Below are 26,007 nucleotides of genomic sequence, written 5' to 3'. Positions count from 1 at the left end.
CCCGCGCGCCGCGCCGCAACGCTCGCGAGGGCGGACCCCGCGCTCGGCCCCCCGGAGGTCGTCCACAGCCGCGGATCCGTGGTTGTTCCACTCCCGGCGATGCCGCAACCTGGTAATAGGGGAGAGACGGTGAAGTCACCGATACCCCCGTCGAGTCGCCCCGCGTCCGCCGTCCGCTACATATAGGACGTGCGGTGCGCCCGAGACCTGTTCGGGCACACCCGCGCGGTCCTGTCACACCGGTACCGGCGCCAGCGCCGGACGGCACCGGCGCGGACGCGCCGACCGGGTTCCGCGACCCGGCGGCCCGCGGCGACGGCGGCGGGGCGTCCGTCCCGCGAGCGGTCGGGCATCCGGTGGCGACCGCGGCATTACTCACTAGTAACATATAGTTCGACCCCCGGTGTGTGGCGCACCGGACGACGAAGCAGGATGGGAGGCCACGGACGATGCTGTACCTGACACTGGGCATCATCACCTCGGTCTTCGCCGTGGTCGCGTTCACCATGTTCGCTCTGGGTATCCGCCAGATCGTGCGAACCGTGGGTGTGGGCCGCTCGGTGGAGCCGGAGCGCAAGGGGCCGTTCGGACAGCGGTTCACCATGGCGCTCATCGAGATCCTCGGGCACGGGCGGATGCTCAAGCGGCCCTGGATCGGCGTCGCCCACTGGTTCGTCATGGTCTCGTTCCCGCTGCTGGTCTTCACCGTGGTGGAGGCCCAGGGCGAGGTCTTCGACCCGCACTTCAAGCTGCCGATCATCTACGACTGGGCCCTCTACGGCCTGGCGATCGAGTTCATCGCCGCCGCCAGCCTCGTGGGCATCGTCGGCCTGACCGTCTACCGCCTGCTCAACGGGCCCAAGCGCCTGGGCCGCCAGTCCCGGTTCACCAACTCCCGGCACTGGACCGCGTACTACGTCGAGGCCTACCTGTGGGGCCTGCTGATCTCGATCTTCGTGATCCGCGGTCTCAAGTCGGCCATGGGCGACTTCCCGTTCCCGGCCTGGGCGACGCCCATCTCCACCGGCCTCGGCGCGATCCTGCCCGGCGACCCCGCGATCGCCGAACCCGCCATCGCGCTGGTCGCCGCGTTCAAGCTGATCATCAGCTACCTGTTCTTCGTGGTGATCGCCCGCGTGCTCACCATGGGCATCGGCTGGCACCGCTTCCTCGCGCCGGTCAACATCTACTTCAAGCGCAACGCCGACGGCTCCCCGTCCCTGGGCGCGGCCAAGCAGATGATGGACAAGTCCGGCACCAAGCCCCTCGACTTCGAGGAGGCCGACCCCGACGAGGACCCGTTCGGCGCGGGCAAGCTGGAGGACTTCACCTGGAAGGGCCTCCTGGACTTCACCACCTGCACCGAGTGCGGGCGCTGCCAGTCCCAGTGCCCCGCCTGGAACACCGGCAAGCCGCTCTCGCCCAAGAAGGTCATCCTCGACCTCCAGCAGCACACCTACGAGAAGGCCCCGTACCTTCTCCAGGGCATCACCGAGGAGACCCTCGCCGAGAAGCCCGACGAGAGCCACGCGGGCGTGGACGTCCTCGCCCTCCTCAACCGGCCGCTGGTCGGCACCGAGGAGGAGAACGGCGTCATCCACCCCGACGAGCTGTGGGCCTGCACCAACTGCGGCGCCTGCGTCGAGCAGTGCCCGGTGGACATCGAGCACATCGACCACATCCTCGACATGCGCCGCTACCAGGTGATGGTCGAGTCCAACTTCCCGTCCGAGGCCAACACGCTCCTCAAGAACCTGGAGAACAAGGCCAACCCGTGGGGCATGGCCGAGGACCGGCGCATGGACTGGATCGAGGAGCTGGCCTCCCGGGAGGAGAACCCGGTCGAGGTCCAGGTCGTCGAGGACAAGCTCCCCGAGGGCACCGAGTACCTGTTCTGGGTCGGCTGCGCCGGTGCCCTGGAGGACCGGGCCAAGAAGACCACCAAGGCCATCGCCGAGCTGCTCGACATGGCGGGCGTCGAGTTCGCCGTGCTGGGCGGCATGGAGGCCTGCACCGGCGACCCCGCGCGCCGCCTGGGCATGGAGTACGTCTTCCAGATGCTCGCCCAGCAGAACGTGGAGACGCTGAACGAGGCCGGTGTCACCAAGATCGTGGCCAGCTGCCCGCACTGCTTCAACACGCTCGCCAACGAGTACCCGCAGCTCGGCGGCACCTACGAGGTCGTGCACCACAGCCAGCTGCTGGCCAAGCTCGTGGAGGAGGGCAGGCTCACGCCGGTCAACTCCGTGGAGGAGAACATCACCTACCACGACCCCTGCTTCCTGGGCCGCCACAACAAGGTGTACACGCCGCCGCGCGACATCATGGCGCAGGTGCCCGGCGTCAAGACGCAGGAGATGCACCGCCACAAGGAGCGGGGCTTCTGCTGCGGAGCCGGCGGCGCCCGCATGTGGATGGAGGAGCGGATCGGCAAGCGCATCAACACCGAGCGGGTGGACGAGGCGCTGACCACCAACCCCGACACCGTCTCCACCGCGTGCCCGTTCTGCCAGGTGATGCTCGGCGACGCGATCAACGAGAAGAAGTCGCAGGGCGAGGCGAAGGAGACGCTGGAGGTCGTGGACGTCTCCCAGCTGCTGCTGCGCTCGGTCCGCGGCGAGGCCCCCGAGCAGGAGGCCGAGACCGCCGACGCCCGGGGCTGACGCGGGGGCCCGGACGAGGGCACCGGACCCGTGCGGGGGCCGGGGAGCCGACCACGCGGTCGGCGCCCCGGCCCCCGCGCCGTTCACCGGCGAGGTCCGGCCGGGGGAACCGCTCAGGGCGAGACGGCGAGGTGTTCGCGGAGGAACCCGTCCAGGCCGTGCCGGGTGACCTGGCTGGCGAACCCTCCCCAGTTGAGGTCGAACATGTGCTCCGCCCAGGGGATCTCCAGGTGCCGGTGCGGGACCCCGGCCGCGTCGAGCCGTGCGGCGAGGCGGCGGTTGTCCTCCGGGTCGACGAACAGGTCGTGGCCGGGCGTGATCAGCAGGGTGGGCGGAACCTCCGGCGAGACGTACGTGATGGGCGAGCTCATCGCGTACTCCTCCGGCAGCTCCTCCACGGAGCCGCCCATCAGGCGCTCGCTCTCCTCCAGGAGTTCCCCGCCCATCGGGGAGTTGCGCTGCCGCCAGGGCACCCGGGGCGCCTCGGCGGTCCCGTCGGCCACCGCGTACCAGGCCACGACCGCGTCGACGCCGGTGTCGGGCACGTCGCAGCTCGGCGGGATCTCCTCGTCCGAGCTGTACCCGGCCAGGAGGGTGAGCAGGCCGCCCGCCGACTGGCCGGTGACGGCGACCCGGCCGGGGTCGGCCCCGTACTCCGCGGCGTGCTCGCGGGCCCAGCCGATCGCGCACTTGACGTCGGAGACCGGTACCGACCAGTCGCCGTCCGGGAAGTAGCGGTAGTCGACGTCGAACACCACGTGCCCGCTGTCGGCCAGCCACGTGTCCCAGCGGGGCAGGAGGCTCTGCGGCAGGTCGTCCGCGCCCCCGTGGACGTTCACCACGATCGGCAGAGGGGCGTCCCCCTCCCGCTGCGCGGGCTCCCACACGTCCAGCTCCAGCTCCTGCGGGTCGGAGGCGTCCCCGACCGCCGACTCGCCGGTGCGCAGGTAGACGCGGGTCTCGGGTGCGCGGTCGGCGCTCGTGGCGAGTCCGGCGGCGTACTCGCCGAGGTCGAGCCGGACGCCCTCCGCGCGGGCGGTGGACCAGACCGACGCGGGCGGGACGAGCGCGGCGACCAGCACCGCGCCGTTGGCCGCGGCGGCCGCCGCGGTGAGGCGCTGACGCCACACCGTTCCCGTGCCCCCCGCGCCCGGACGCCGCCCGGCCTCCTTCCAGAAGCGCGGACGCCCCGCCGCGAGCAGGGCCAGGACCAGGCCGGCGACGGCCAGGGCGGCGAACACCAGGCTGAACTCCAGTACCAGCAGTCCGTACTGCCACGCGGCCCAGGAGGGCGGCGGCAGCAGGACGAGAGCGGCGGCGCCCGCGCCGACAAGCGCGGCCGTGCCCGCGAGGGCGGTCGCCAGACAGCGGGCTGCCGTGGCGGCGCGGTTCCGTCGGTCCATGGTCTCCCCTTCGACAACTCCATCGATACGTCCGTATCGATACGAACGTATCAGAATGGGGGGTGTGTCAGAATGTGGCCGTGCCCAGGTACGTGGACAAGGACGGACGCCGCCGACAGGTGGCCGCCGCCCTGCACCGGATCGCCGCCCGCGAGGGTCTGGAGAGCGTCAGCATCCGCACCGTGGCGGCCGAGGCCGGGCTCTCCGTCGGAGCCGTCCAGCGCGACTTCGGCACCAAGGAGGCGCTTCTCCTCTTCGCCATGCACGAGGTCGTCGACGCGGTCTCCGCGCGGTTCGCCCGGGTGCGGATCGGCCCGGGTCTGCTCTCCTTCGCCGAGGGGCTGCGGCAGGTCCTCACCGACCTGCTGCCGACCGACGACGAGCGCCTGGCCGAGGCCCGCGTCTGGTCGGCGTTCTACGCCCGCGCGGCCGTGGACGCCGAGTTCGCGGAGGTGCTGGCCGGGTTCGACGCCCGGGCCCGCGCGGCTCTGCGCGCCGCCGTCGGCTGGGCGGGCGAGCGGGGGGAACTGGTCCCCGGCCAGGACCCGGACGCCCTGGTGGAACTCCTGCTGGTCCTGGTGGACGGGATCTGGCTCAGCGCCGTGCGCCAGCCCCCGGGCGCCCCGCTGGACGCCCAGCGCGCCGCGGTGGAGGCGGCGGTCGCGGCGGTCGCGCGCGGATAGGGGTCCTGCGCTGCCCTCCGGCGTCACCCTGGTCGCCCACCCGGCGGTCGCGCGCGGATGAGCCCTCCCGGGGGCGTCCGCGCCGTCGGCGCGCCCCGGCCGGGGCGCGGCTCACCCGTGGCGGCGGACGCTCCCCCCTCCTCCCTCCGCGCGACCGCACCGCACCCGCGGGCGCGGCGCGGGGGGCTTCCGGAGAAGAGAGTATTAGGTTAGCCTTACCTGACTGTCTTCTATTCGAGGTGGTCGCCCGTGAACGCCCCCGTTCCCCCTCCCGCCGACCGCGCCCGTTCCACCCTGGCCCGCGGCGGTCCGGTGACCGTGGCGGCGGCCTCGGACCGGCTCGGCGAGGCGGGGACCGTGCACCTGGAGGACGCCCCCTGCCACGTGCACGCCGACGGCGCCGTGAGCCTTCTGCTGCCCGACGGCCACCCGCTCACGGCCACCCGCTCCGAGGGCCCCGTGGTGATGGCGGAGTTCACCGACCTGTCACCCGTGCTGATGCGCGACAGGGTGCGGGCGGTGCTGTGGGTGAGCGGCGCCGTGGAGGCGCTGGAGCACGCCGACGCCCGCGCCCGCGCGGCCCGGCTGCCCGAGGCCGCCACCGACGACGGGCTGCTGGAGATCGGCCACGGCCTGACGATGGTGGTCCTGCGCACCGCCCTGGTGGTCCAGTCCGACCACGACGGGGCCCACGTGCTCGGTCCGGCCGAACTGGCCGCCGCGCGCCCCGACCCGTTCTGCCTCTGGGAGGCGCCCTGGCTGCGCCACCTCGACGAGGACCACGCGGACCTGGTGGGCGACCTGCTGGCCGCCGCTCCGGGCGCCGCGCGCGGAGGCCGGCCCCGGCCCCTGGGCGTGGACCGCCTCGGGCTGCGGCTGCGGGTGGAGACCGTGCGGGGGTACCGCGACGTGCACCTGCCCTTCACCCGTCCGGCGCGCACCCCCGACGACGTCGCCGTCCAGGTGCACCGGCTGGCCGGGCACCCCGTCCCCCAGGGCTACGACCGCGGATGAGCGGACGCCGGAGGGCCGGCGCGGCCGAGGAGGCCGGGGGAGCCGCCACGAACCGCGGACGAGTTGCCGCCGCACCGGCCCGATGACATTTGTCAGTGCGCCCGCCGGTAGGTTCCCCCGTGCGGTCGGTGATAACGGCGTCTGTTCCGCGTGAGCCGTTCCGCGGGAACCTGGGGACATGACGACGACAGCGAGCACCGCGGCCACCGGCCCCGGCCGACAGGACGCCACCGGCCCGGCGGTGGTCGTCCGCGACCTGCACCAGCACTACGGCGACTTCGAGGCGGTCAAGGGGGTCTCCTTCGAGATCCGCCCCGGCGAGCTCTTCGCCCTCCTCGGGACCAACGGCGCGGGCAAGACCACCACCATCGAGACGATGGAGGGCTTCCGCCGCCCCAGCTCCGGCAGTGTCCGGGTCTTCGGCCTCGACCCCTACGGCCAGCCCGCCGGAGTCCGGGAGCGCACCAACGCCGTCCTCCAGGGCAGCGGCCTGCTGGAGGACCTGAGCGTCGCCGAGACCCTGCACCTGGCCCGCGACCTCGCCGCCACGCCCAGGGACACGGACGAGACGCTGGAACTGGTCGGCCTCGCCGACAAGCGCGGGGTCGCGGTCCGCCAGCTGTCCGGGGGGCAGAAGCGCCGCCTGGACCTGGCGCTGGCACTGCTGACCAGGCCCGAGGTCCTGTACCTGGACGAGCCCACCACCGGCATGGACGCCGAGGGCCGCATCGAGACCTGGCGCATCGTCAACGACCTCAAGCGGGAGGGCGTGGCGGTCCTGCTCACCACCCACTACCTGGAGGAGGCCGAGCGCCTCGCCGACCGGCTGGCGATCATGCACCGCGGCGAGGTCCGGGTGGAGGGGACGATCCAGGAGGTCCTCGCGGGCTGGGGCGACCGGGTGAGCTTCGTGCTGCCCCCGAACGTGCGCACCACCGACCTGCCCCGCGTCGAGGGCGCGGACGTCTCCGTGGAGACGCGCGGCCAGGCGCTGTGGGCCACCTACACGGTCACGCGGGGGGACGTCGAGGAACGGGCGCACCACGCGGTGGCCGCGCTCATGTCCTGGGCCGTGGAGAACGGCACCGTCCTGCGCAGCCTCCAGGTGCGCAGCGCCTCCCTGGAGGACGTGTTCCTCCGGGTCGCCGACGGCGCCGCCGACCTGGTCTGACACGGGCCGCAGCGCTCCGTGCCCCCGCCCCGCACAGTCCTTCGAGGAGACACCGCGATGACCGCGAACACCGCCGCCCCCACCACCGACGCCACCGGCGTCCGGCCCGGCGTCAGCTGGACCAAGCAGGCCGTCCGCCTGGCCCGGACCGAGTTCACCCTGTTCGCGCGGTACAAGACCGCCTGGATGTACCTGGCCCTGCCGCTCTTCTTCGCCTTCATGACCACGAACCTCCCCAACGACGAGATCGTCCCCGGCTTCGGGACGGGGCAGATGGCCATGGTCGCCACCATCGGGTCCATCGGGCTCATCCTGGGCGTCGGCCACCCCTCCAACGTGTTCACCGCGCGGAGGGAGTCCCTGGTCCTCAAACGGCTGCGGGTCAGCGGGGTGCCCCAGCTGGCGGTCTTCGGCGGCGTCATCGGGGCCGTGGTGGTCCTCTCCCTGGCGATCACGGTGGTGGTGGCCGCCCTGGTCCTGGTCTTCTTCGGCAGCCTCCCCCGGGACCCGCTGATGCTCGCCGTCGCCGTCGTCCTCAGCTCCGTCATGTTCTCCCTGATGGGGCTGCTCATCACCCCGATCGTCCGCAACGCCGAGTCCGCCCAGATGATCTCGATGCTGCCCATGCTGGTCCTGCTGTTCGTGGGCGGCGGTCTCATCCCGCTGGAGTTCCTGCCGGAGGCCGCTCGCGTGGTCATCGGCTTCGTCCCGTCGGTCCCCGCCGGGGAGATGGCGCAGACCGCCTACTCCGGCTACGACGCCTTCCGGGGCTTCGGGGACGGTGAGGAGAAGGGCTACCCCGCCCTGTGGGTCGCGGCCCTGCCCTCCATCGGGATCATGCTCGCCTGGATCGCGGTGCTGGCTCTGCTCGTGCGCCGCTACTTCAGGTGGGACCCCCGCCAGCCGTAGGGCGGGCGCGGGGTGCCGGGGAGGCCGGGGACGGACCGCCTGCCCCGGCCTTTCCCGCGCGGGCCCGGAAAGGCCCGCGGACAACGGTTCGAAGGGCCCCGCGGCTTCTACGGTGGTCGTGGTGCGGCCGACGGCGGTCGCGGAGGAGCCGTCGGCCACGGCGGAGGAGAGGAGGAGCGGTGGGTTCCCAGGACACGTTCACCGCCGGGCACGGATCAGCGGACTCGGGCGCCCCCTCTCCCGTTCCAGGGGCCGACGCGGGCATGAACCCCCGTCTCCTGCGCAGGCTCCGGTTCGCGCGGTGGTACATCCTGTGGACGTTGGGCTCGCTGGCGCTGATGGTGCCTTTCGCGCCGTTCATGGAACTGCTCCTGTCCTGGGTCAGCTCCGTCGGCCCGGAGGACGGATCCAGGATCTGGCCTCCCGCGGTGTCCACCGCGGTCGCCCTGCTGTGCGCGCTGCTGTGCCTGTGCATGATCCGGAGCCGGGTGGACGGGAGGAGGACCGCCGACCCCCGGCTCTACTGGGGCTCGCTCGCTCTGCTCTTCCCGGTGTGCCTCCTCATGCAGGTCACGCCGTACGTCTTCCTCACCTGCACGTCTTGGTGGGGGGTGGCGGCCTTCTCCGCCCCCTGGAGGCGTTCCCTCCTGGTCGGCCTCGCGCTGCTGGTGCTGCCCTGGCTGCACCCGTCCGTCACACTGGTGGACATACCCCTCTTCGTGCTGGTGTTCTCCAGCCTGTTCTCGGTGGGCTGGACCCTCATTGTCTGGTTCGTCGCCCTGACCATGTTCCGCCTGTGGGAGGCCACGAACGAGGCTCTGGAGGGGGAGCACGCCCGTACCCGGCTGGCGGTGAGCGAGGAGCGGCTCCGGTTCGCCCAGGACATGCAGGGGATGATCGGCCAGGGCCTGACCACGCTCGCCGTCAGGGCCAGACGGGCCGAGCTGCTGCTGGAGAGCGATCCGGCGGGCTCCACGGCCGAGATCAACGAGGTGCACGAGCTGGCGCGACGGGTGCTCCAGCAGGTGAGGTCGGCGGTCAGCGGCTACCGGGGTGTGGACCTGGCCGCGGAGGTGGAGTCGATCGGCGCGGTCCTGCGCGCCAACGGCACCGAGACCGTCGTCACGGGAAGGGGGAGCCCCGACGGCTTCCCGGCCGCGACCGCGCTGGCCGCCCGGGTGCTGCGCGAGGGGGCCACCAACGTCCTGCGGCACAGCGACGCCCGCCGCTGCCGGATCTCCTTCTCCGTGGACGAGGGCACCGCACACGGGGGGAGACTCCTCGCGGTGGAGGTGTTCAACGACCGTGCGCGTGGCGGACCGGAGGACGGCGCGGCCTCGGCCAGCGGTCTGGCCGGGCTCTCCGAACGCGTCGCACGGGAGGGTGGCACACTGTCGGCGACCCGTACGGGCGACGGCGGTTTCCTGCTCAGAGCCGTTCTTCCGCTGTCCGGCGGAGTCCACCACACCGAGGAGTCACGTTGAGCGACCACGGCACGCCCTCCGCCGAGTACACCGCCTCCGACCGGGAGGGCGACCGCAGGGTCCGCTTCGCCCGGCGCATCGTCATCGTCTCGGTGGGCTTCACATCGCTGCTCGTCGTCGGGATGCCCCTGGTGGACGTCATCACGGCCGCGGCCTCGGACTGGCCCCTGTGGCGCTCCCTGACCGGGGTGGTCGCCTCCGTGCCGATCGCCGTTCTGCTGATCGTGATGCTCCGGGCCAGGCTGGACGGCAGGCGGAACCCGGACCCGCGCTCCTACTGGACCTCGCTCGGCCTGATCGTCGTGGTCGTCCTGTGCCTCCAGGAGCCGATCAACACCGTGTTCTTCCTGGCCGCGTGGTGGGGTACCGGGGTCTTCCTCGCCCCGCGCAGGCGCAGCGCGTACGTCACCGCCGCCCTGCTGGCGCTGCCCTGGCTCGTGGTCCCGTTCTACGGGTTCGAGACGCAGTTCCAGCCGCTCCTCTACCTGCTGGTGTGGATGTTGATGGTCTTCAGCGGACTGATGTTCGCCGGAGCCTCGCTCTCCATGATCTGGCTGTGGGACATCAGCCGCGAGGCCGTCGCGGGACAGCGGGCCCGCGCCCAGCTGGCGGTGAGCGAGGAGCGGCTCCGCTTCGCCCGCGACATGCACGACCTGCTCGGGCACAGCCTCTCCGCGCTCGCTGTCAAGGCCCAGCTGGCCGGACGGCTCGTGGAGCGGGACCCCGGGCGGGCGGGCGCGGAGATGGCGGAGGTGCAGGTGCTCGCCAGACAGGCGCTCCAGCAGGTGAGGTCGGCGGTCAGCGGCTACCGGGAGGTCGACCTGGCGGGCGAGGCGGAGGCCGTCCGCGCGGTGCTCGACGCGGGGGGAACCAGGACGGTCGCCACCGGACTGGAGGGGCTGGACCTGCCGCCGCAGACCGCCGCGCTCGCCGCCTGGGTGGTGCGCGAGGGCGGTACGAACGTCCTGCGGCACAGCGACGCCAACGAGTGCCAGATCAGCTTCACCCTCGCCCGTGACAGCGCCGTGGGCCCCCGGACGCTCGTGGTCGAGGTGTTCAACGACCGCGCCCGGGGCGGCGGCCAGGACGGGAAGGAGTCGGGCAACGGGCTCGCCGGTCTGTCCGAGCGGGTCGCCATGGGCGGCGGCACCCTCTCCGCGGCCCGCACCCCGGAGGGGGGCTTCCTGCTCCGCGCGGTCCTGCCGCTCTGACGTCCCGGTTCAGCGTGTGCCCACCGAGCCGAAGGCCGCGTCGATGTCCTCGCTGGCGCCGTCCCCGCCCGCGGTGTTGACCCCGAGCATGAACGCGCCCCGGCCGTCGTCCAGCTCCACGATCACGAAGCGGCCGTAGGTGTCCCCCGAGCCGCCGCCCATGGTCGCCCCGAAGGCGGGCAGTCCGTCCACGTCGGTCTGGCCGGAGGGCTCGGCCCACACGCCGCCCTCGGCGGCCAGGTCGGCCGCCAGGTCCACGGCCAGTCGCACCCCGGCCACCGCGATCGGCTCCACCGAACCGAGTTCCTCGGTGCCGGTGACGATGACCGCGTCCGGGTCCCCGGCCGGGCCGAGGACCGCGTAGGAGGTGTACTCCGGGGGGACCTCCTCGCCGCCGAGCCTGTTCCACTCCCCACCGGGCAGTTCGTAGGCCAGCCCGGCCGGGGAGTCCGCGCCGGCGTCCCCGCCGTCCGCCGGGTCCCGCGGTGCCTCCTCCGTCCCCCCAGCGCCGCCGTCCTCCTCTCCCGCGCCACCGCCCTCCCCGGCCGACTCCGGAGCCGAACCTGACAGCGGCCCGCCGTCGGAGAGGAACCAGCCGAGTCCGGCCGAGGTGGCCAGCAGGAAGGCGAAGGTCACGACGAGGGCGATGGTGAGGGTGACCCGACGGGCGCCGTCCGGCTCGCGGCCGTCGGTGCGGGGGCGGGGGCCGATGCGGTGACGGTCGCCGCGGTCCGGCCTTTCCGGTCCTGGTGGCATCAGGGGCTCCTGTGTGCTGCTGGGGGGTTCCCGGGGGCCGGGGCCCACAGAAGCACTACCCATACCGGGGCGCGCGGAGACGGGCCGCCGTGGCCGGATCGGGCCGTGGGCGGGGCGGGACCGCCTCAGACGTGCCAGGGGGCGAGGGGCAGCGGGGACCACAGGATGTGGGGCTCGGGCACGTCGCGGGGCGCGGGCAGCACCGTGGGCGGCAGCCGGTACTCGGCCGGGAGCGGATCGGTGGACCACGAGCGCCGCGTGCCGGGGTCCTCGTCGCGCGGTCGGACGACGTGGCCGGGCACGGGGCCCGCCGCCCGGGGAGGCTGCTCGGGGGCCGGGTCGCGGACGTGTGCCGTCCCGTCGGCGGGACCGGACCCGTCGCGGGGGAGAGGGCCGCCGGGGCGGGCCGCTTCGGCGGGGGCCGCGGGCGTCCCGGACAGCCCGAGCACCCGGTCGATCTCCTCTGGGCTGAGCGGGCGGTCGGCGTCGGCCACCGCGATGAGCACCTCGGCGTACAGTTCGATCTCGTCCAGCGCGACGTGGTCGTGGAGGTGGTCGTGCAGGTCGAGGCTGTGGTTCACGTGAGCTCACCCCCTGGGACAACGGTGTCGCGGCAGGACGGGACACCCCGCGCCGGAGTGCCGTGGGTGCGGTTGCGACGGATCCGGACCCACGCGAGCGTGAGGAGTACCAGGCTACGCGCAGGGCGGACCGGCGCGCATGACCCGTGAGGACCAGGCGGCGGAGTCACCCGGGTTAGCCAGGAGGGGACCCGGCCTGGGCGGACGCGGTGCTTTCGGACCACCGGGCCGGTGACCCGGGTACGACTTTCGTCCCCGCCCGGCGTGACGTCAGGCCCAGGTGACCTCCTGGTGCTGGGCGGCGAGCGAGGCGTAGTGGGCCGGAGTGTGCTGGAGCACCAGCCGGTCGTCGTCGTTGAGCTCACGCACCACCTTGCCGGGCACGCCCGCCCACAGCGTGTCCGGCGGGACGGTCTTGCCCGGCGGCACGAGGGCGCCCGCCGCGACCAGCGCGCCCCGGCCGACGCGGGCGCCGCCCAGCACGATGGCGCCGATGCCGATGAGCGCGCCCTCCTCCACGACCGCGCCGTGCACCATCGCCTTGTGGCCCAGGCTCACGTCGTCGTGCAGGACGACGGGCTCACCGGGGTCGGAGTGCAGGCCGCACTGGTCCTGGATGTTGACCCGCTCGCCGACCACGACGTCCTCGGTGTCGGCGCGCAGCACCGACCCGTACCACACGCTGCTCCGGGCGCCCAGGCGCACGCGGCCGACCACCACCGCGCCGGGCGCGATCCACGCGCTCGGGTGGACCTCCGGTCGTCCGAAGTCCGCTCCGCCCACGCGGGGCCCCGCGGGCCCGCCTTCCGTGCGGCCGTTGTCCATCTCGTGGCCCTCCCTGCGTCTCGTACCGCCGTGTCCGTCTCTCCCGTGAGGGGGCGGATCAGCGGGAAGTTGACCGCTCTGCCCCCGTACGGGGATGATCGCGCATACCTTAGTAAGGACGTGACCGGGGTCCGCACGGCGATGTGCCGGTCGGGGATCTTGACGCGGCCGCGCCGCGCGTGTCTACCTTGGTCGCCTGGACGGTGTCCACGGCGTTACGCTCCGCTCCCGACCGGTGCCCCCAGGCGGCCGGGTCGGTATGCAGAAAAGAGCACTATCGGGCGTATGTCGCTGACGAGACCAATCGGGTGTCGTGGTGACAATGGGTACGGGTCAACTCGCACCTTCTGCGTCGTACAGTCACAACGGTGTAAGGACATGAAGGGCACATGAGCGATATGTTGCCGGGCGGCGGACTCCAGCAGGACAGGTTTCCGACGGTGCGCAAGGGCGGTTATGACAAGGCGCACGTCGACGACTACTTCGTGCGGACGGACAACCAGGTCAAGAGCCTCCGCGAGCGCCTCCAGCGGTTGGACGACGAGCTGGAGCAGTACAAGCGCGACCTCGCCATCGCCCGTGAGAAGGCGCAGGTCAAGCCGGAGCACGAGCAGATCAGCGAGCGCATGGCCGAGATCCTGCGCATCGCCGAGGAGGAGGCCCAGGAGCGCCGCTCCAGGGTCGAGTCCGAGGTGAAGGAGGCCGAGAAGAAGGCCCAGGAGGAGATCGCCAAGTACCGCAAGGAGGCCGAGGAGCACTCCGAGCGGATCCTGTCCTCCGCGCGCTCGGAGGCCCACTCGATGGTCGACAGCGCCAAGAAGGAGTCCGACCAGCTCCGGGACCAGGCCAAGCAGGAGGGCGAGCGCCGCCTGAACGAGGCCGAGGCGCGCGCGAAGAAGATCCACGACACCGCGGACCGCAGGCTCGCCACCCTCACCGCCACGCACGCCGAGGCGCTGCGCCGCCTCAAGGACATGCACTCGACCCTGGCCGACCTGGTCGCGGCCGAGGACAAGGCGGGCGCGCTGGAGAGCGGGCTCTCCCGCGAGGAGATGGCGGCCGCGCCCGCCCCCGCCAAGCCGGTCCCGGCCAAGCCCGCCGCGGCGGCCAAGAACCCGGACCCCGAGCGCGCCGCGGAGCCCTCCCGGCCCCAGTCCCGTCCCGAGGCGGCCGCTCCCGCCCCGGCCAAGCCGGCCCCGGCCGCGTCCGGGGACAAGGACGAGGCCACCACCAAGCTGCCTCCCCTCCAGCAGCAGCCGGACGAGGCGACCGTGCGCATCAGGCCGGTGGCCAAGCCGGAGCAGACCGGCCAGGACCCGGCGGGGGCCTCCTCCCCCAAGGAGCAGGACCAGTCCGCTCCCCGTCCCCCGCAGGGCGCCCGCTTCACCGGCCCCGCCCCCGAGGGCGACGAGAAGCCGCAGTCCGGCCAGCAGCAGGGCCAGGCGGGTCCGCAGCAGCCGCAGTCCGGCCAGCAGCAGGGCCAGGCGGGTCCGCAGCAGCCGCAGTCCGGCCAGCAGCAGGGCCAGCAGGGCCAGAAGGGCCAGGAGCAGGGCGGCGACCCGGGCATCACCGGCATCTACCGCCACCCGGAGTCCGGCCACAACCAGCCGCCCAAGGGCGAGGACGGCGTCCGGGTCATCCGCAAGCCCTGACCCCTCGGCCGCGCTCGGAAGGGAGCGCCCGGGGAGCCGTCCCCCAGGCAGTCCCCGGGGCCCGCGGAGCGCCCCGGCGCAGCACCGGCCCGGAACGCGATCCGGGGGCGGGGACCGTGTCCCCGCCCCCGGCGTTTTGTGGCCCGATGTAGGGTGACGTCCGCCTTGTCGCAGGCTGTCGGCTACGATGCCGACAGCCATGATTATCCGCGCGGCCATCCGGTCGGACCTCGGTGCGATTCTGCGTCTTCTCAGGGAACTCGGCGACACCACCCACGCGCAGAGCGCGCACGTCCGCATGTCCTCCGCCGCCGTACGCGCCTGGACGCGGATGGAGAACGACCCCGACCGCACGATCCTCGTCGCCGAGCAGCGCGGCCAGATCATCGGCACCCTGGACCTGCTGGTCGTGGCCAACCTGACCCACGACGCCCAGCCCTGGGCCGTGGTGGACAACCTCGTGGTCGACCCCCTGGCCCGGGGCCGGGGCATCGGCCGGGCGCTCATGGAGGACGCGCTCGACCGCGCCACGCGGGCCGGGTGCTACAAGGTGGAGCTGCTGGCGCACGAGAACGGCCAGGACGTCCACCGGTTCCACACCGCGCTGGGCTTCGACAGTTCCGCCGAGGGCTTCCGCCGCTACTTGTGACCCGCGGCCGTCAGCGCTTGGCCGCCGAACCCCCGCTCAGCGGCACGCCCCGCATGAACACCACGGTGACCAGCCCGATCACGGCGATCGGGATCCCCGCCAGGAACACGCCCTGCATGGCGTGGTCGAAGGCGCCCACGACCACCTCGCGGACCGGCTCCGGCAGCGAGTGCACCAGTTCGGGGGAGCCCTGCGCGGCCTCGGCCGCCTCCGACAGCCCGACCGACAGCTCCCGCGCGCCCGAGTCGGTCCCGGACGCGGCGTCCGCCGCCACCCGGGCCCGCGCGTCGGCCGACGCCTGGGCCAGCTCGCCGTTGAGCCGTCCCACCATCACCGCGCCGAACGCGGCCACGCCGGTGGCGCCGCCCAGGTTGCGGAAGAACACGACCGAGGCCGTGCCCGTGGCCATGTCCGCCAGGGGCAGGGCGCTCTGCGTCGCCAGCAGCAGGATCTGCATGCACAGGCCCAGCCCCAGGCCGACCATCACCTGGCCCGCGACCACCGTGGTCAGCCCGGTGTCCAGATAGGCCAGGCTGAGGGCGGCGAACCCGAACAGGCACAGGGCCATGCCCGTGACCGGGTAGGCCTTCCACCGGCCGCTGCCGCCCACCGCGTAGCCGGAGCCGATCGAGGTGAGCAGGAACGACGCCACCAGCGGCAGCGTCATCAGGCCCGACACGGTCGGCGTCATGCCGTGCACCATCTGGAGGTACTGCGGCATGTAGATGATCAGGCCGAACATCATCATCCCGACGCAGGCCGACCCGAGCGAGGACAGCACGAACGTCCGGTCGCCGAACAGGCGTGCCGGGATGATCGGCTCCCGCGCCCGCCGCTCGACCACCACGGCCGCGGCCGTGAGCACGAGGGCCCCGGCGCCCAGGGCGTAGGACAGCGGCGAGTTCCACGGGAACTGGGTGCCGCCCAGGCTGAGCAGCACGATCACGGTGCTCGCGGCGCTGAAGATCAGCCCGGCGCCCAACCAGTCCACCGGCGCGTCGCGGCGGGGGACGAAGGGCATGGTGAACATGAACTGGATGACGACGAAGGCGAACAGGGCCAGCGGCACGGTGATGAGGAAGCACCACCGCCAGCCGAGCGGGCTGTCCACGAGGAACCCGCCCACCAGCGGCCCCAGCACGGTGGACACACCGAACACCATGCCGATGAGTCCGCTGTAGCGGCCGCGCTCCCGGGGCGGGACCACGTCTCCCAGGATGATGTTGGGCAGTGTGGCCAGCCCGCCGACGCCCAGCCCCTGGAGGGCGCGGGCCGCGATCAGCCAGTTGATGTCCTGCGCCAGGCCCGCGGCGACCGAGGCCACGATGAAGATGCCCAGGGCCAGCTGGAAGAGGAGCTTGCGCCCCCAGACGTCGGAGAGCTTGCCCCACACGGGGGTGGAGGCCGTCATCGTGAGCAGGGCGGCCGTGGCGACCCATGCCAGGCGGTCCTGGCCGCCCAGCTCACCCATGATCGTCGGCAGGGCGGTGCCCACGATGGAGTTGGTGAGCATCGAGGTGAGCATGGCCAGGACCAGGCCGACCATGATCCGCCGCACCACGCGGCGCGAGGGCAGCTCGGGGGCCTCGTCGGCGGCGGAGCCGGCCGGGGCGCCCGCCGCGGAGGAGTCCCCGGGGGCGTCCTCGGCCGGAGCGCTCCCGTTCGGGGCGTCTGTCAGGGGTGTCTCGGTGAGGGGATCATCGGAGGTCCGTGTCCGCGCGACCGCTCGGGGTTCGACGCCCGGGGGAGTGTCCCCGGTTCCGGCTCCTCCACGCAACGACTGTTCCACACAAGCCCCCGATCGCGGACGCACGAAAGGCCCCGCGGCGTGCTGCCGGGGGCGTCGTCCTGCTCCCAGGTATATGTAAACACTGTTGACCTGTCAAATCGATATCTCTCCGCACGTTTCGGTATGCGACGGTTCTCCGGAAGTGTCAACCTGGAGTCCTGACCGCCAGTTCGCAGCCGCCAAGGGGTACGCAGATGGACCGTCCGGAGGAAACCGGAGGCGGCCCCGGGCCGACGCGGGGCCGGGAGGCCACCAGAGCCCGCATTCTGGCCAGCGCCAAGGAGCTGTTCACCAACGAGGGCTACGGGTCGGTGTCGTCGAGGATGATCGCCGCGCACGCGGGGGTCAACGTCGCGCTCATCAACCGCTACTTCGGCGCCAAGAGCGGGCTGCTGACCGAGCTACTGCGCGAGGACGGCGTCTTCCCCGGGCTGATCGAGGGCGAACCCGCCACCCTCACCCGGCGCCTGGCGGAGCAGGCGGTGAGCCGTCTGCACGGCGAGGCCACCGCGCTCCAGCGCGCTCTGGACGACTCCGCGGGCGACCCCGACCTCCAGGCGGTCTACCAGGGGCGGATCACCAGCGCGATGATCGACCCGCTGACGGTCTACCTCGGCGGGAACGACGGCCGGGCGCACGCCTCGCTGCTCTCGGCCGTGATGCTGGGGCTGACCAGGGTGCGCGTGGTCGAGGGGGCCACGGCGCTGCGCGCGCTCGACCGAGACCGGCTCACGGACCGGGTCCAAGCGCTGCTGGACCTGTGCCTGGACGACTTCGCCGAGGGGGACGGGGGCGCGCCGGAGAGCCGGTGACCACGGCGGCCCCGGTCCGCCCGGACGGGCGACACGTTTTGCCGGGACGGCAAAGAACGTCGCGCCCCGCGGACCGCGCGTGGAGAGTGGGGCGCGGAGGTGGTCGACATGACCGGTGAGGACGCGGCGGACTCCCTGCCCGAGGAGATGGGCGAGGACTTCTGGAACGAGCGCTACCGCTCGCGGGAGCGGATCTGGAGCGGCAGCCCCAACCGCCACCTGGTGGCGGAGGCGGCAGACCTCGAACCCGGACGGGCGCTGGACGTGGGCGGCGGCGAGGGCGCAGACGCGATCTGGCTGGCCGAACGCGGCTGGCGGGTGACCGCGCTCGACATCTCGACCGTGGCGCTGGACAAGGGAGCCGCCCACGCGCGCGAGCGGGGCGGTGACGTGCCAGGGCGCATCACCTGGCAGCGGGCGGACGTGACCCGCTGGTCCCCGGACGAGGGCGCGTTCGACCTGGTGACCTCGCAGTTCATGCACCTGCGCGAGCGCTGGCGCGCCCGGTTCTTCGCCGCGCTGGCCTCGGCGGTGGCGCCCGGGGGAGAACTCCTGGTCGTCGCGCACCACCCCCGCGACCTGGAGGAGGGCGTACCGCGCCCGCCGGACCCGGACCTGTTCTACACGGGCGACGAGGTGGTGGCGGCCCTGCCCCGGCGGGAGTGGACCGTGCTGGCCGACGAGGTCCGCACCGGGACGGCGGCCGTCGGCGAGGAGACCTTCACCGTGCACGACCTGGTGGTCCGCGCCCGACGCGAGGCCTGACCGGGGCCGGTCGGAGGCGGCGGGGCAAGGCCGGGGCCCGGGCGGGCCCCGGCCGGCCGGGCGGGGCTCAGTCCCGGAGCTTGGCCACCACGTCGATCTCGACCAGGATGTTCGCCAGGTCCGAACCCACGGTGGTGCGCACGGGGTAGGGCGCGCTGAAGTGCTCCTCGTACACGGCGTTGAACTCCGGGAAGTCCGCCTTGAGGTTCTCCAGGTGGACGGTCGCCTTCACGACGTCGTCCAGCGTCAGGCCGTGCTCGGCCAGCACGGCGGAGATGTTGGCCAGCACCTGGGCGGTCTGCTCGCCCACGGTCGGGGCCACGCGGCCGGTCTCGGGTTCCTGCGGGCCGAAGCCCGCGGTGTACAGGAACCCGCCCGCGACCACTCCCTGGCTGTACGCCCCGGCCGGAGCGGGGGCCTTGTCGGTGCGGACCGCCTTCTTGGACATCCGTGGACTCCTTCGCTGGTCTGCTCCGGCGGCGCGTGCGCGCGCCGGTGCCCGTGCCGTTTCACGGGCGCTTTACTGGCAACAAAGTTACCAATTTTCTTCCGGGCAGCGTATCTTGGCCACACCGGACACCGGTCGGCCGCGCGCCGCACCGGGGTGACCGGTACGTCGAACGGAGGAACAGTGCATTCCGAGACCGTACTCACCGGCGGACTGGTGGTCGACGGCACCGGCGGTCCCTCCCGCCGCGCCGACCTCGTCCTCCGCGACGGCCGCATCGCCCACATCGTCCCACCCGGCGGCGCGCGCACCACAGGCACCGTCGTGGACGTGGAGGGGCTCGCGGTCACCCCGGGGTTCGTCGACATGCACTCCCACTCGGACCTGGCCGTCCTCGCCGACCCCGCGCACGAGGCCAAGACCCTCCAGGGAGTCACCCTGGAGGTCCTGGGCCAGGACGGGCTCGGCTACGCCCCCGTCACCGACGACACCGCCGGTGAACTGCGCGCCCAGCTCGCCGCGTGGAACGGCCTACCCGACCTCGACCACTCCTGGCGCACCGTCGGCGGGTACCTGGACCGGATCGACGCGGGCGCCCCCGTCAACGCCGCCGTCCTCGTCCCCCAGGGCAACGTGCGCATGGCCGTCCTGGGCGGCGAGGACCGCCCGCCCACCGACGACGAACTCGACCGCATGCGCCGGATCGTCGCCCGGGGCATGGCCGACGGCGCGCACGGACTGTCCGCCGGCCTGACCTACACCCCCGGCATGTACGCCACCGACGACGAGATCGTCGCCCTCCTCGAACCCGTCCGCGCCGCGGGCGGCTACTACTGCCCCCACCACCGCAACTACGGCTCCCGGGTCGTGGAGTCCTACCGCGAGTGCCTGGAGATCGCGCGCCGCGCCCAGGTCGCCCTGCACCTGGCGCACTGCCACGTCAACTTCCCGCAGAACCGCGGCCGCGCCCCCGAGGTCCTGGACGCCATCGACGAGGCCACCGTCCACTACGGCCTCGACGTCACCCTCGACAGCTACCCCTACCGGGCCAGCGCCACCCACCTGGGCGCACCGCTGCCCAGCTGGGTGCAGGTCGGCGGCACCGCCGCCACCCTGGAGCGCCTGCGCGACGCCCCCACCCGCGCCCGCGTCCTGCGCGAGATCGAGGAGGAGGGCACCGACGGCAACCACGGGGTCCCCATGGACTGGTCCGCCATCGTCGTCACCGGCGTCGCCGACCCCGGGCTGTCCTGGGCCGTCGGATCCTCCGTCGCCGACCTCGCGCGCACGCGCGGGCGCCTCCCCGGCGACCTCTACATGGAGCTGCTCGTGGCCGACGAGCTGCGCAGCGGCTGCCTGCTCCAGGTGGGCAACGAGGAGAACATCCGCACCATCATGCGACACAGCTCCCACACCGCCGGAAGCGACGGCATCCTCGTCGGCGCCGTGCCGCACCCGCGCGGCTGGGGCACCTTCCCCCGCTACCTGGGCCACTACGTGCGCGAACTCGGCGTGCTCACGCTGGAGGAGTGCGTCCGCCACCTCACCTCCCGGCCCGCGCGTAGACTCGGCCTCACCGACCGCGGCGTCATCCAGGCCGGTGCCGTCGCCGACCTGGTGGTCCTGGACCCCGCCACCGTGGACGCCCGCGCCACCTACGAGGAACCGCGCCTGGCCCCCCGGGGCATCCACCACGTCCTCGTGTCGGGAGACTTCACCGTCCGGGACGGCCGTCGCACCGACCGGCTGCCCGGCCGATCCGTCCGGAGGAACCGCCTGTGAGCGAGCACCCGACCCCCGCGGGGAGCGAGCCGACCAGCAGTGCCGACGCCGTCTGCGTCGGCGAGACCATGGCGGTGCTCGCCTCGGCCGAGGCGCTCGCGGCCGGAACGAGGCTGGTCGTGGGCACCGGCGGCGCGGAGTCCAACGTGGCGGTCGCCCTGGCGGCCCTGGGGCACACCGCCGCCTGGGTCAGCCGGGTCGGCGACGACCCCTTCGGCCGCATCGTCACCGGCGCCGTCGCCGGGTGCGGCGCGGACGTGACCGGTGTGGAGGTGGACCCCGAGCGGCCCACCGGCCTGTACGTCAAGGACACCGGTCCCGGCGGCGCGGGCGTCCTGTACTACCGCGCCGGTTCGGCCGCCTCCGCCCTGTCGGCCGCCGACGCCGAGCGGGTGTGGGCGCGCGACCCCGGCGTGGTCCACCTGTCCGGCATCACCCCGGCCCTGTCCGCGCGCGCCGCCGCGCTCGTGGAGCACCTGCTGGACCGCCGGACCGGGAACGGCGCGCTGCGCTCCTTCGACGTCAACCACCGGCCCGCCCTGTGGGGGGCCAGGACCGCCGCGCCGGTGCTGCTCGACCTGGCCCGCCGCGCCGACGTGGTCTTCGTGGGCCGTGACGAGGCCGAGCGGCTGTGGGGCACCCCGGCGGCCGAGGACGTGCGGGCGGTGCTGCCCGAGGTGCCGGTCCTGGTGGTCAAGGACGCCGAGCACGGCGCGACCTGCTTCGACTCCGAGGGCGCGGTGTTCGTGCCGTCCCCGCCGGTGGACGTGGTCGAGGCGGTGGGCGCGGGTGACGCGTTCGCCGCCGGTTTCCTGTCCGGCCTGCTCGACGGGCTGTCCGTGGAGCGGCGGCTGCGGCTGGGCCACGCGGTCGCGGGCGCGGTGCTGCGCTCGCCCGGGGACGTCCTGGAGGCCCTGCCCGCGGACGTCGCCCTCATCCGCGGCTCCGCGGGGGCCTGAGCGCCCGCCCGGTCCTCAGCCGATGACGATGGCGCCCGCCAGGACCGGGTCGCCGAAGCTCACCGAGCCGTGTCCGGAGGCCAGCGCGCGGCTGCCCTGGCAGCTCGTGCCCGCGAAGAGCGCGAACTTGACCCTGCTCTCCGTGGAGATCCCGGTGACGCCCCCCTGCCCCGTCTTGAGGGTGCGGCAGCCCCCGTTCTCCACGGTCTGCTGGTAGCCGGACTCGAAGGTGACCCGGACCGGGGGAGCCTGGTCCTGTCTGCTCGACAGCCCGGCGATCGCTCCGGCGATGGTGGCGGACATGGTGGCGAGGTTCGCAGGGCGGATCGGCACGGTAACTCCCCTTCTCTGCCGGCCCGCACGGGGCTCCCGGCGAGCACGGAGTTGGTTACTCTGTGTCATTTAGCTACAGCTTCACGAGAACCGAGAGGAGCCCCGGCGGAGTGTCGGCGGATTTCTGCGCCCGCCGACCGCCGCCGCCGTCCGCCCCGGGGCGCGGCGGGGCGTTGTGGGGCGCCGCCGCCGCGCATACAATGCGGTTCGACCGGAACGGGGAGGTGAGGGCGTCATGAGCCTCCTCCTCGCGTTCTTCGAGTTCCTCATGCTGGGCGTGGTCCCCGCCGAACTCCTGCCGGTCCCCGGCTCCCTGGCGCTGCTGGTCGCCGCCGTCGGCGCGGCCGTCGCCTGGTACGTCCTGCGCGGCACCTGGGCCTGCCCGGCGCGCGACGCCGCCGCGGGAGCGGTGCGCGCGATGCGCCGCAGGTCCGCGCGCCTGCCCGTGCTCACCCTGTGTGACCCCGACGCGGCGGGACGGCCCCGTCCCAGAGCCCCCGGCGCGGCCCTTCCGGCCGCTCGCTGACCCTTTCCCTGACACACTCCCGCGTGCGCGCCCGCACGCGCCGCGCCCCGGATGTGCGCTCCGCCCTGTGCGCGCGGTCACGAGCGGCCCGACGTCTGTTCCCCTCCCACCGGACGAAGGGCCTTCCCGCCTTGTACAGCCTCGGGCCGATCGCGGCCGCCATGACCCTGCTCTCGACCGTCCTGTCCGCCCTCACCTCACTGCTGGCCCCCCTCACCGGGGGCCTGGCCGCCGGTCTGGCCGTCGTGGCCCTGACCGTGGCCGTGCGCCTCCTGCTCGTCCCCCTGGGGGTGGTGCAGGTCCGCGCCGAGAAGGCACGCGCGCGCCTGGCCCCGCAGCTGGCGAGGATCACCGCCCGGCACCGCGGGAACCCCGAACGGCTCGTCGCCGAACAGCGCCGTGTCTACGCCGAGGCGGGCACCTCCCCGCTGGCGGGCTGCCTGCCCTCCCTCGCCCAGGTCCCCGTCATGATCGCCCTCTACGGCGTGTTCATCGGCGCGGGCGGCGGTGAGGAGGCGATGCTCGCGCACACCTTCGGGGGCGTCGAACTGGGCGCGACCCTGCTGGGCGGCGCGGACGGGGCGTCCGCGGCTCCCGTGTTCGCCGCGCTCCTGGCCCTGATCGCCCTCGTGGCCTGGGCCAACCGCCGCTACCTCGTGCTGCCCGCGATGCGGGCGGGCGCCGAGGCCGACCCGGGCCGGCCCCAGCTCCCCGGGCTCCTGACCTACACGCAGTTCACGACCGTGGCGGTCGCCGCGTTCGTGCCGCTGGCGGGGGGCCTGTACCTGCTGACCTCCAGCGCGTGGGCGCTGGGGGAGCGGCTCCTGCTGCGCCGGGTCGTCCCGGACTGAGCCGTGGCGCGGTCCCCGGAGCGCTCCGGGGACCGCCGGTCCGTCAGAAGTCCACGCTGACGCAGGCCAGGCGGTCGCCCGCAGTGCCCGCCTCGCCCTCACCGGTGTGGGTGTGGTGCTCGTGCAGCACCAGCGACCGGGCCTCGCCCTCGCGGAACTCCCAGTCCACCGTGCTGGTCGCGCGGGCGTTGCCGTCGTCGTCGGTGGTGAAGTCCAGCCAGACCTCGTTCTCGGGGTTGGCGTAGGCGGGGTCGCTGGAGGGCTCGTCCTCGGTTGCGGCCGGGTCGAGCTCGTTCTGGTAGTGGGGGCCCGCGTCGGCCGGGTCGTCGCCGCAGGGCCGGGTGTGCACGTGGGCGCCGAAGTCGCGGCCCCCCTCCAGGCTGGTGCCGGTGAACTGCACGTGGGTCTGCCCGTCCTGGGTGCGCACCTGCACGTCGGAGGTGGCTCCCTCGGGCACGGCGGTCTCGTCGTAGGTGATGGCGCCCGCGCCCTCGCCGGGAGGCAGGAAGATCGACGCGGTCACGCTGGGGGAGGCGCTGGGCGAGGACTGCGGTGACTCCTGGGCCGCCGAGCCGTCGTCCTCCGCGGTGTCGGACTGCGCGCAACCGGTGGCGAGGGTCGCGGTCAGGGCCAGGCCGACGGCGAACGGTGTGATGCGCATGACGGAACTCCCGGTTGCTCTCAGCGGTCGCCCGCAAGACTACCCAAGGTACCCGAGGGATAACTAGGCGTGCGGAGCGCGTTCTGCCGGGGGCGGGAAGGGCGACCTGAGGGTGAAGGCCTCGGGGGTGGGGCCTTCGGCGCGCAACAGGTCCAGGCGCCTTCCGGCCTCCTCGACAGTGGGGATCGTACCGCTGGGAATCCACCACAGGACCAGATACGCCTCCCGCAGGTGCTCGAACCACTCGCGGCGCCCGCGCAGCAGCTCCAGGTGCTCACTGCGGTAGGTGAAGTTCCACAGCGACTCCACGTCCCGCCAGACGGAGTAGTTGATCAGGAGGGCGCCGCCGAAGGGCCGCAGGCCGGTGGCGTCCTCCTTGCCCTCCTCCACCAGCCGCCACACGAACCCCGGGGCGCTGTCGGCCAGCGCGTTGATCGGGTCGATGCGGGCGGTGAAGCCCGCCATGGAGGGGTCGTCGAGGGGGGCCTTGAGGACGCCGACGTTGATCTGGGCGAGGTGGTGCCCGGAGGGGGAGGTCTCGTTCACGGGACACAGCAGACCACGGCCGGTCTTCTATGTCAATATTCATTATTTTTGGAAATCACCACGCAGCACCGGCCCGGACGTGCGTCCATCCGGGCCTCCGCCCCGTCCCCGCCGCGTCCCTCCAGCAGGCCGCGCAGCAGCTCCAGGTTGAGTCCGCAGGCGAGCGGGGGGAAGGCGCGGGCCAGGGTGTGGAAGGGGCAGTTGAGCAGCCGCACGCCGCCGTCCTCCTCCGGGCCCCCGTCCGGTCCGGAGCCGCCGCCCGTGGCGCGGGCCGCCCCCTCCTCGGGCTCGTAGCCCCGGGCGCGCAACAGCTCCACCAGGGGCTCCTCCCGGTGTCCCGCGCCTATCCGTCGGCCCTCCTCGCGGGCGGCCGCGTGCAGTGCCTCCTCGGCCCCGTGCCGCTCCACCGCCTCCGCCAGCACGTGCGCGGCCAGTTCGTAGTCCCTCGGCGGCAGGTGCAGCGACAGCTCCCGGTCCGCACGCCGGTACAGCTTGGCCGGACGGCCCGACCCCGGCCCCTCGCGGCCGCTCACCTTGCGGCGGGCCACCTCCAGCAGGCCCGAGTCGGCCAGCCGGTCCAGGTGGTGCGCGGCCAGGGTGCGCTGGATACCGAGGGCGTCCGCGGCCTGGCCGCGGCTGACCTCTCCGCGCGCCGCCGCCACGTACTCGTACAGCCTGCGGCGCACGGGGTCGGCGAGGGCCTGCGCGGCGTCGATCGAGGAGTCGTCCATGCCCCCATTGTCGGCGCGGCCCGGCCCGGCACGGCGCGCGGTGGGACACTGGTGGACGACCACGACCCCTGCCGAACAGGTGACATGCGAACGATCAGACACGGCGGCGAGCACGAGCTGGAGATCCGCAGGTCCCGCTTCGTCTGCGCCCTGGCCAGGGTGGACACCGAGGACGCCGCTCGCGCCTTCATCGCCGAGCGCCGCAGGGAGCACTGGGGCGCCAACCACAACTGCACCGCCTACGTGCTCGGCGACCAGGGCGAGGTCCAGCGCTCCAGCGACGACGGCGAGCCCTCCGGGACCGCGGGGCTGCCCATGCTGGAGGTGCTGCGGCGCAGGGGGATCACCGACACCGTCGCCGTGGTCACCCGCTACTTCGGCGGTGTCAAGCTCGGCGCGGGCGGGCTGATCCGCGCCTACGGCAACGCGGTGTCCGCCGCCGTGGACGCGCTCGGGGTCCTGGAGCGCCGCGAGCTCCTCGTCGTGGACGTGTTCGCCGACTACGTGCTCGGCGGGCGCTTGGAGAGCGATCTGCGCGACTCCTCCCTGACCGTGCGCGACGTCGCCTACGCCGACAGGGTCCGGATCGAGGTGGCGCTGCCCGAGGCCGACCTGCCCGGGTTCGAGGTCCGCCTGGCCGAGCTGACCGGGGGGAGGGCGGAGTTCGAGGTGCGGGGGACCACGGTCGTCGAGGTGGAGCCCTGAGCCCGCGCCACGTCCCATGGCTGTAACGACTCGCTCTCCCTGTGTCCACCCGTCGCGGCGCGGCTTAGGATTTGCCGTAAACGTCATCGTTCGTGGGG

Annotated in this window: 26 protein-coding genes; 16 read left to right on the top strand and 10 right to left on the bottom strand. The window is 73.3% G+C overall.

Going from position 1 to position 26,007, the window contains the following annotated elements; all coding sequences use genetic code 11:
* Window positions 1-449: 449 nt before the first annotated feature.
* Window positions 450-2,663, top strand: a complete 2,214-nt coding sequence (locus KGD83_RS27710; RefSeq protein WP_212641839.1) for a (Fe-S)-binding protein — start codon at window positions 450-452, stop codon at window positions 2,661-2,663.
* A 113-nt stretch (window positions 2,664-2,776) separates the two neighbouring features.
* Here the strand turns inward: KGD83_RS27710 and KGD83_RS27705 are convergent, their stop codons facing one another.
* Window positions 2,777-4,066 carry an alpha/beta hydrolase gene (locus tag KGD83_RS27705; RefSeq protein WP_212641838.1) on the bottom strand — a complete coding sequence of 430 codons (1,290 nt, stop codon included), beginning with the start codon at window positions 4,064-4,066 and terminating at the stop codon, window positions 2,777-2,779.
* A gap of 74 nt (window positions 4,067-4,140) precedes the next feature.
* Between KGD83_RS27705 and KGD83_RS27700 the strand changes: the two genes are divergently transcribed.
* The 6 genes from KGD83_RS27700 to KGD83_RS27675 all read left to right on the top strand — a co-directional run bounded on the left by KGD83_RS27700 (window position 4,141) and on the right by KGD83_RS27675 (window position 10,538).
* On the top strand, window positions 4,141-4,749 hold the full coding sequence (locus tag KGD83_RS27700) for a TetR/AcrR family transcriptional regulator (protein WP_212641837.1): 609 nt from the start codon (window positions 4,141-4,143) through the stop codon (window positions 4,747-4,749).
* A gap of 249 nt (window positions 4,750-4,998) precedes the next feature.
* On the top strand, window positions 4,999-5,763 hold the full coding sequence (locus KGD83_RS27695; RefSeq protein WP_212641836.1) for a DUF2470 domain-containing protein: 765 nt from the start codon (window positions 4,999-5,001) through the stop codon (window positions 5,761-5,763).
* A gap of 178 nt (window positions 5,764-5,941) precedes the next feature.
* On the top strand, window positions 5,942-6,934 hold the full coding sequence (locus KGD83_RS27690) for an ABC transporter ATP-binding protein (RefSeq protein WP_212641835.1): 993 nt from the start codon (window positions 5,942-5,944) through the stop codon (window positions 6,932-6,934).
* A 57-nt stretch (window positions 6,935-6,991) separates the two neighbouring features.
* Entirely contained in the window at window positions 6,992-7,843 is an 852-nt protein-coding gene (locus tag KGD83_RS27685) for an ABC transporter permease (RefSeq protein WP_212641834.1), read from the top strand.
* Window positions 7,844-8,022: 179 nt separating this feature from the next.
* Entirely contained in the window at window positions 8,023-9,327 is a 1,305-nt protein-coding gene (locus KGD83_RS27680; RefSeq protein ID WP_212641833.1) for a sensor histidine kinase, read from the top strand.
* Complete coding sequence (locus KGD83_RS27675) at window positions 9,324-10,538, top strand: sensor histidine kinase (RefSeq protein ID WP_212641832.1); 1,215 nt, start codon at window positions 9,324-9,326, stop codon at window positions 10,536-10,538. The genes KGD83_RS27680 and KGD83_RS27675 overlap by 4 nt, the downstream gene beginning before the upstream one ends.
* 9 nt (window positions 10,539-10,547) lie before the next feature.
* On the opposite strand, the gene KGD83_RS27670 is transcribed toward KGD83_RS27675, so the two are convergent.
* The 3 genes from KGD83_RS27670 to KGD83_RS27660 all read right to left on the bottom strand — a co-directional run bounded on the left by KGD83_RS27670 (window position 10,548) and on the right by KGD83_RS27660 (window position 12,700).
* Complete coding sequence (locus KGD83_RS27670; protein ID WP_212641831.1) at window positions 10,548-11,294, bottom strand: hypothetical protein; 747 nt, start codon at window positions 11,292-11,294, stop codon at window positions 10,548-10,550.
* Window positions 11,295-11,419: 125 nt separating this feature from the next.
* Window positions 11,420-11,875 carry a hypothetical protein gene (locus KGD83_RS27665; protein ID WP_212641830.1) on the bottom strand — a complete coding sequence of 152 codons (456 nt, stop codon included), beginning with the start codon at window positions 11,873-11,875 and terminating at the stop codon, window positions 11,420-11,422.
* Between the two features lie 270 nt (window positions 11,876-12,145).
* The gene (locus KGD83_RS27660; protein ID WP_212641829.1) at window positions 12,146-12,700 is read right to left on the bottom strand and encodes a gamma carbonic anhydrase family protein; all 555 of its coding nucleotides are present in this window, start codon (window positions 12,698-12,700) and stop codon (window positions 12,146-12,148) included.
* 398 nt (window positions 12,701-13,098) lie between these two features.
* Between KGD83_RS27660 and KGD83_RS27655 the strand changes: the two genes are divergently transcribed.
* Window positions 13,099-14,352 (top strand): ATP synthase F0 subunit B, encoded by a 1,254-nt coding sequence (locus KGD83_RS27655; RefSeq protein ID WP_212644637.1) that lies wholly within the window; start codon window positions 13,099-13,101, stop codon window positions 14,350-14,352.
* A 199-nt stretch (window positions 14,353-14,551) separates the two neighbouring features.
* A complete protein-coding gene (locus tag KGD83_RS27650; RefSeq protein WP_019609259.1) occupies window positions 14,552-15,001 on the top strand; it encodes a GNAT family N-acetyltransferase in 450 nt (149 codons plus the stop codon).
* Window positions 15,002-15,011: 10 nt separating this feature from the next.
* Here the strand turns inward: KGD83_RS27650 and KGD83_RS27645 are convergent, their stop codons facing one another.
* Entirely contained in the window at window positions 15,012-16,778 is a 1,767-nt protein-coding gene (locus tag KGD83_RS27645; protein WP_212641828.1) for an MDR family MFS transporter, read from the bottom strand.
* A gap of 206 nt (window positions 16,779-16,984) precedes the next feature.
* Here KGD83_RS27645 and KGD83_RS27640 point away from each other — a divergent pair, with 206 nt between their 5' ends.
* Together KGD83_RS27640 and KGD83_RS27635 are read left to right on the top strand one after the other, a co-directional pair.
* Window positions 16,985-17,602 (top strand): TetR family transcriptional regulator, encoded by a 618-nt coding sequence (locus KGD83_RS27640; RefSeq protein WP_212641827.1) that lies wholly within the window; start codon window positions 16,985-16,987, stop codon window positions 17,600-17,602.
* 108 nt (window positions 17,603-17,710) lie between these two features.
* Entirely contained in the window at window positions 17,711-18,367 is a 657-nt protein-coding gene (locus KGD83_RS27635) for an SAM-dependent methyltransferase (protein WP_212641826.1), read from the top strand.
* A 67-nt stretch (window positions 18,368-18,434) separates the two neighbouring features.
* Here the strand turns inward: KGD83_RS27635 and KGD83_RS27630 are convergent, their stop codons facing one another.
* The gene (locus KGD83_RS27630) at window positions 18,435-18,815 is read right to left on the bottom strand and encodes a RidA family protein (RefSeq protein ID WP_047868469.1); all 381 of its coding nucleotides are present in this window, start codon (window positions 18,813-18,815) and stop codon (window positions 18,435-18,437) included.
* Between the two features lie 183 nt (window positions 18,816-18,998).
* Here KGD83_RS27630 and KGD83_RS27625 point away from each other — a divergent pair, with 183 nt between their 5' ends.
* Window positions 18,999-20,597 carry an N-acyl-D-amino-acid deacylase family protein gene (locus KGD83_RS27625; RefSeq protein ID WP_212641825.1) on the top strand — a complete coding sequence of 533 codons (1,599 nt, stop codon included), beginning with the start codon at window positions 18,999-19,001 and terminating at the stop codon, window positions 20,595-20,597.
* Window positions 20,594-21,556 (top strand): sugar kinase, encoded by a 963-nt coding sequence (locus tag KGD83_RS27620; protein WP_212641824.1) that lies wholly within the window; start codon window positions 20,594-20,596, stop codon window positions 21,554-21,556. The genes KGD83_RS27625 and KGD83_RS27620 overlap by 4 nt, the downstream gene beginning before the upstream one ends.
* A gap of 15 nt (window positions 21,557-21,571) precedes the next feature.
* Here the strand turns inward: KGD83_RS27620 and KGD83_RS27615 are convergent, their stop codons facing one another.
* A complete protein-coding gene (locus KGD83_RS27615; RefSeq protein WP_013156478.1) occupies window positions 21,572-21,889 on the bottom strand; it encodes a hypothetical protein in 318 nt (105 codons plus the stop codon).
* A gap of 235 nt (window positions 21,890-22,124) precedes the next feature.
* Here KGD83_RS27615 and KGD83_RS27610 point away from each other — a divergent pair, with 235 nt between their 5' ends.
* Window positions 22,125-22,415 (top strand): DUF6412 domain-containing protein, encoded by a 291-nt coding sequence (locus tag KGD83_RS27610; protein WP_013156479.1) that lies wholly within the window; start codon window positions 22,125-22,127, stop codon window positions 22,413-22,415.
* A gap of 131 nt (window positions 22,416-22,546) precedes the next feature.
* Window positions 22,547-23,266 (top strand): YidC/Oxa1 family membrane protein insertase, encoded by a 720-nt coding sequence (locus tag KGD83_RS27605; protein ID WP_212641823.1) that lies wholly within the window; start codon window positions 22,547-22,549, stop codon window positions 23,264-23,266.
* A gap of 43 nt (window positions 23,267-23,309) precedes the next feature.
* Here the strand turns inward: KGD83_RS27605 and KGD83_RS27600 are convergent, their stop codons facing one another.
* From KGD83_RS27600 to KGD83_RS27590, 3 genes are all read right to left on the bottom strand, one after another.
* Window positions 23,310-23,927, bottom strand: a complete 618-nt coding sequence (locus tag KGD83_RS27600; RefSeq protein WP_212641822.1) for a superoxide dismutase family protein — start codon at window positions 23,925-23,927, stop codon at window positions 23,310-23,312.
* 63 nt (window positions 23,928-23,990) lie between these two features.
* Window positions 23,991-24,485, bottom strand: coding sequence for a DUF3291 domain-containing protein (locus KGD83_RS27595; RefSeq protein ID WP_212644636.1), 495 nt, complete (start codon window positions 24,483-24,485; stop codon window positions 23,991-23,993).
* 20 nt (window positions 24,486-24,505) lie between these two features.
* A complete protein-coding gene (locus tag KGD83_RS27590; RefSeq protein WP_212641821.1) occupies window positions 24,506-25,204 on the bottom strand; it encodes a helix-turn-helix transcriptional regulator in 699 nt (232 codons plus the stop codon).
* Between the two features lie 84 nt (window positions 25,205-25,288).
* Between KGD83_RS27590 and KGD83_RS27585 the strand changes: the two genes are divergently transcribed.
* On the top strand, window positions 25,289-25,909 hold the full coding sequence (locus tag KGD83_RS27585; RefSeq protein WP_212641820.1) for a YigZ family protein: 621 nt from the start codon (window positions 25,289-25,291) through the stop codon (window positions 25,907-25,909).
* Window positions 25,910-26,007 lie beyond the last annotated feature (98 nt).

It is taken from the genome of Nocardiopsis akebiae (assembly GCF_018316795.1).
In the GTDB taxonomy this organism is placed as follows: domain Bacteria; phylum Actinomycetota; class Actinomycetes; order Streptosporangiales; family Streptosporangiaceae; genus Nocardiopsis; species Nocardiopsis dassonvillei.
Note: the sequence above shows the minus strand (reverse complement) of the source record. Positions and strands in the feature narration are given on the sequence as shown.

Excerpts from the sequence above, each read along its gene's own strand:
- KGD83_RS27710 (WP_212641839.1), top strand. The coding sequence starts at position 450 with ATGCTGTACCTGACACTGGGCATCATCACCTCGGTCTTCGCCGTGGTC.
- KGD83_RS27705 (WP_212641838.1), bottom strand. The coding sequence starts at position 4,066 with ATGGACCGACGGAACCGCGCCGCCACGGCAGCCCGCTGTCTGGCGACC.
- KGD83_RS27690 (WP_212641835.1), top strand. The coding sequence starts at position 5,942 with ATGACGACGACAGCGAGCACCGCGGCCACCGGCCCCGGCCGACAGGAC.
- KGD83_RS27685 (WP_212641834.1), top strand. The coding sequence starts at position 6,992 with ATGACCGCGAACACCGCCGCCCCCACCACCGACGCCACCGGCGTCCGG.
- KGD83_RS27670 (WP_212641831.1), bottom strand. The coding sequence starts at position 11,294 with ATGCCACCAGGACCGGAAAGGCCGGACCGCGGCGACCGTCACCGCATC.
- KGD83_RS27660 (WP_212641829.1), bottom strand. The coding sequence starts at position 12,700 with ATGGACAACGGCCGCACGGAAGGCGGGCCCGCGGGGCCCCGCGTGGGC.
- KGD83_RS27655 (WP_212644637.1), top strand. The coding sequence starts at position 13,099 with ATGTTGCCGGGCGGCGGACTCCAGCAGGACAGGTTTCCGACGGTGCGC.
- KGD83_RS27650 (WP_019609259.1), top strand. The coding sequence starts at position 14,552 with ATGATTATCCGCGCGGCCATCCGGTCGGACCTCGGTGCGATTCTGCGT.
- KGD83_RS27640 (WP_212641827.1), top strand. The coding sequence starts at position 16,985 with ATGGACCGTCCGGAGGAAACCGGAGGCGGCCCCGGGCCGACGCGGGGC.
- KGD83_RS27635 (WP_212641826.1), top strand. The coding sequence starts at position 17,711 with ATGACCGGTGAGGACGCGGCGGACTCCCTGCCCGAGGAGATGGGCGAG.
- KGD83_RS27630 (WP_047868469.1), bottom strand. The coding sequence starts at position 18,815 with ATGTCCAAGAAGGCGGTCCGCACCGACAAGGCCCCCGCTCCGGCCGGG.
- KGD83_RS27610 (WP_013156479.1), top strand. The coding sequence starts at position 22,125 with ATGAGCCTCCTCCTCGCGTTCTTCGAGTTCCTCATGCTGGGCGTGGTC.
- KGD83_RS27600 (WP_212641822.1), bottom strand. The coding sequence starts at position 23,927 with ATGCGCATCACACCGTTCGCCGTCGGCCTGGCCCTGACCGCGACCCTC.
- KGD83_RS27590 (WP_212641821.1), bottom strand. The coding sequence starts at position 25,204 with ATGGACGACTCCTCGATCGACGCCGCGCAGGCCCTCGCCGACCCCGTG.
- KGD83_RS27585 (WP_212641820.1), top strand. The coding sequence starts at position 25,289 with ATGCGAACGATCAGACACGGCGGCGAGCACGAGCTGGAGATCCGCAGG.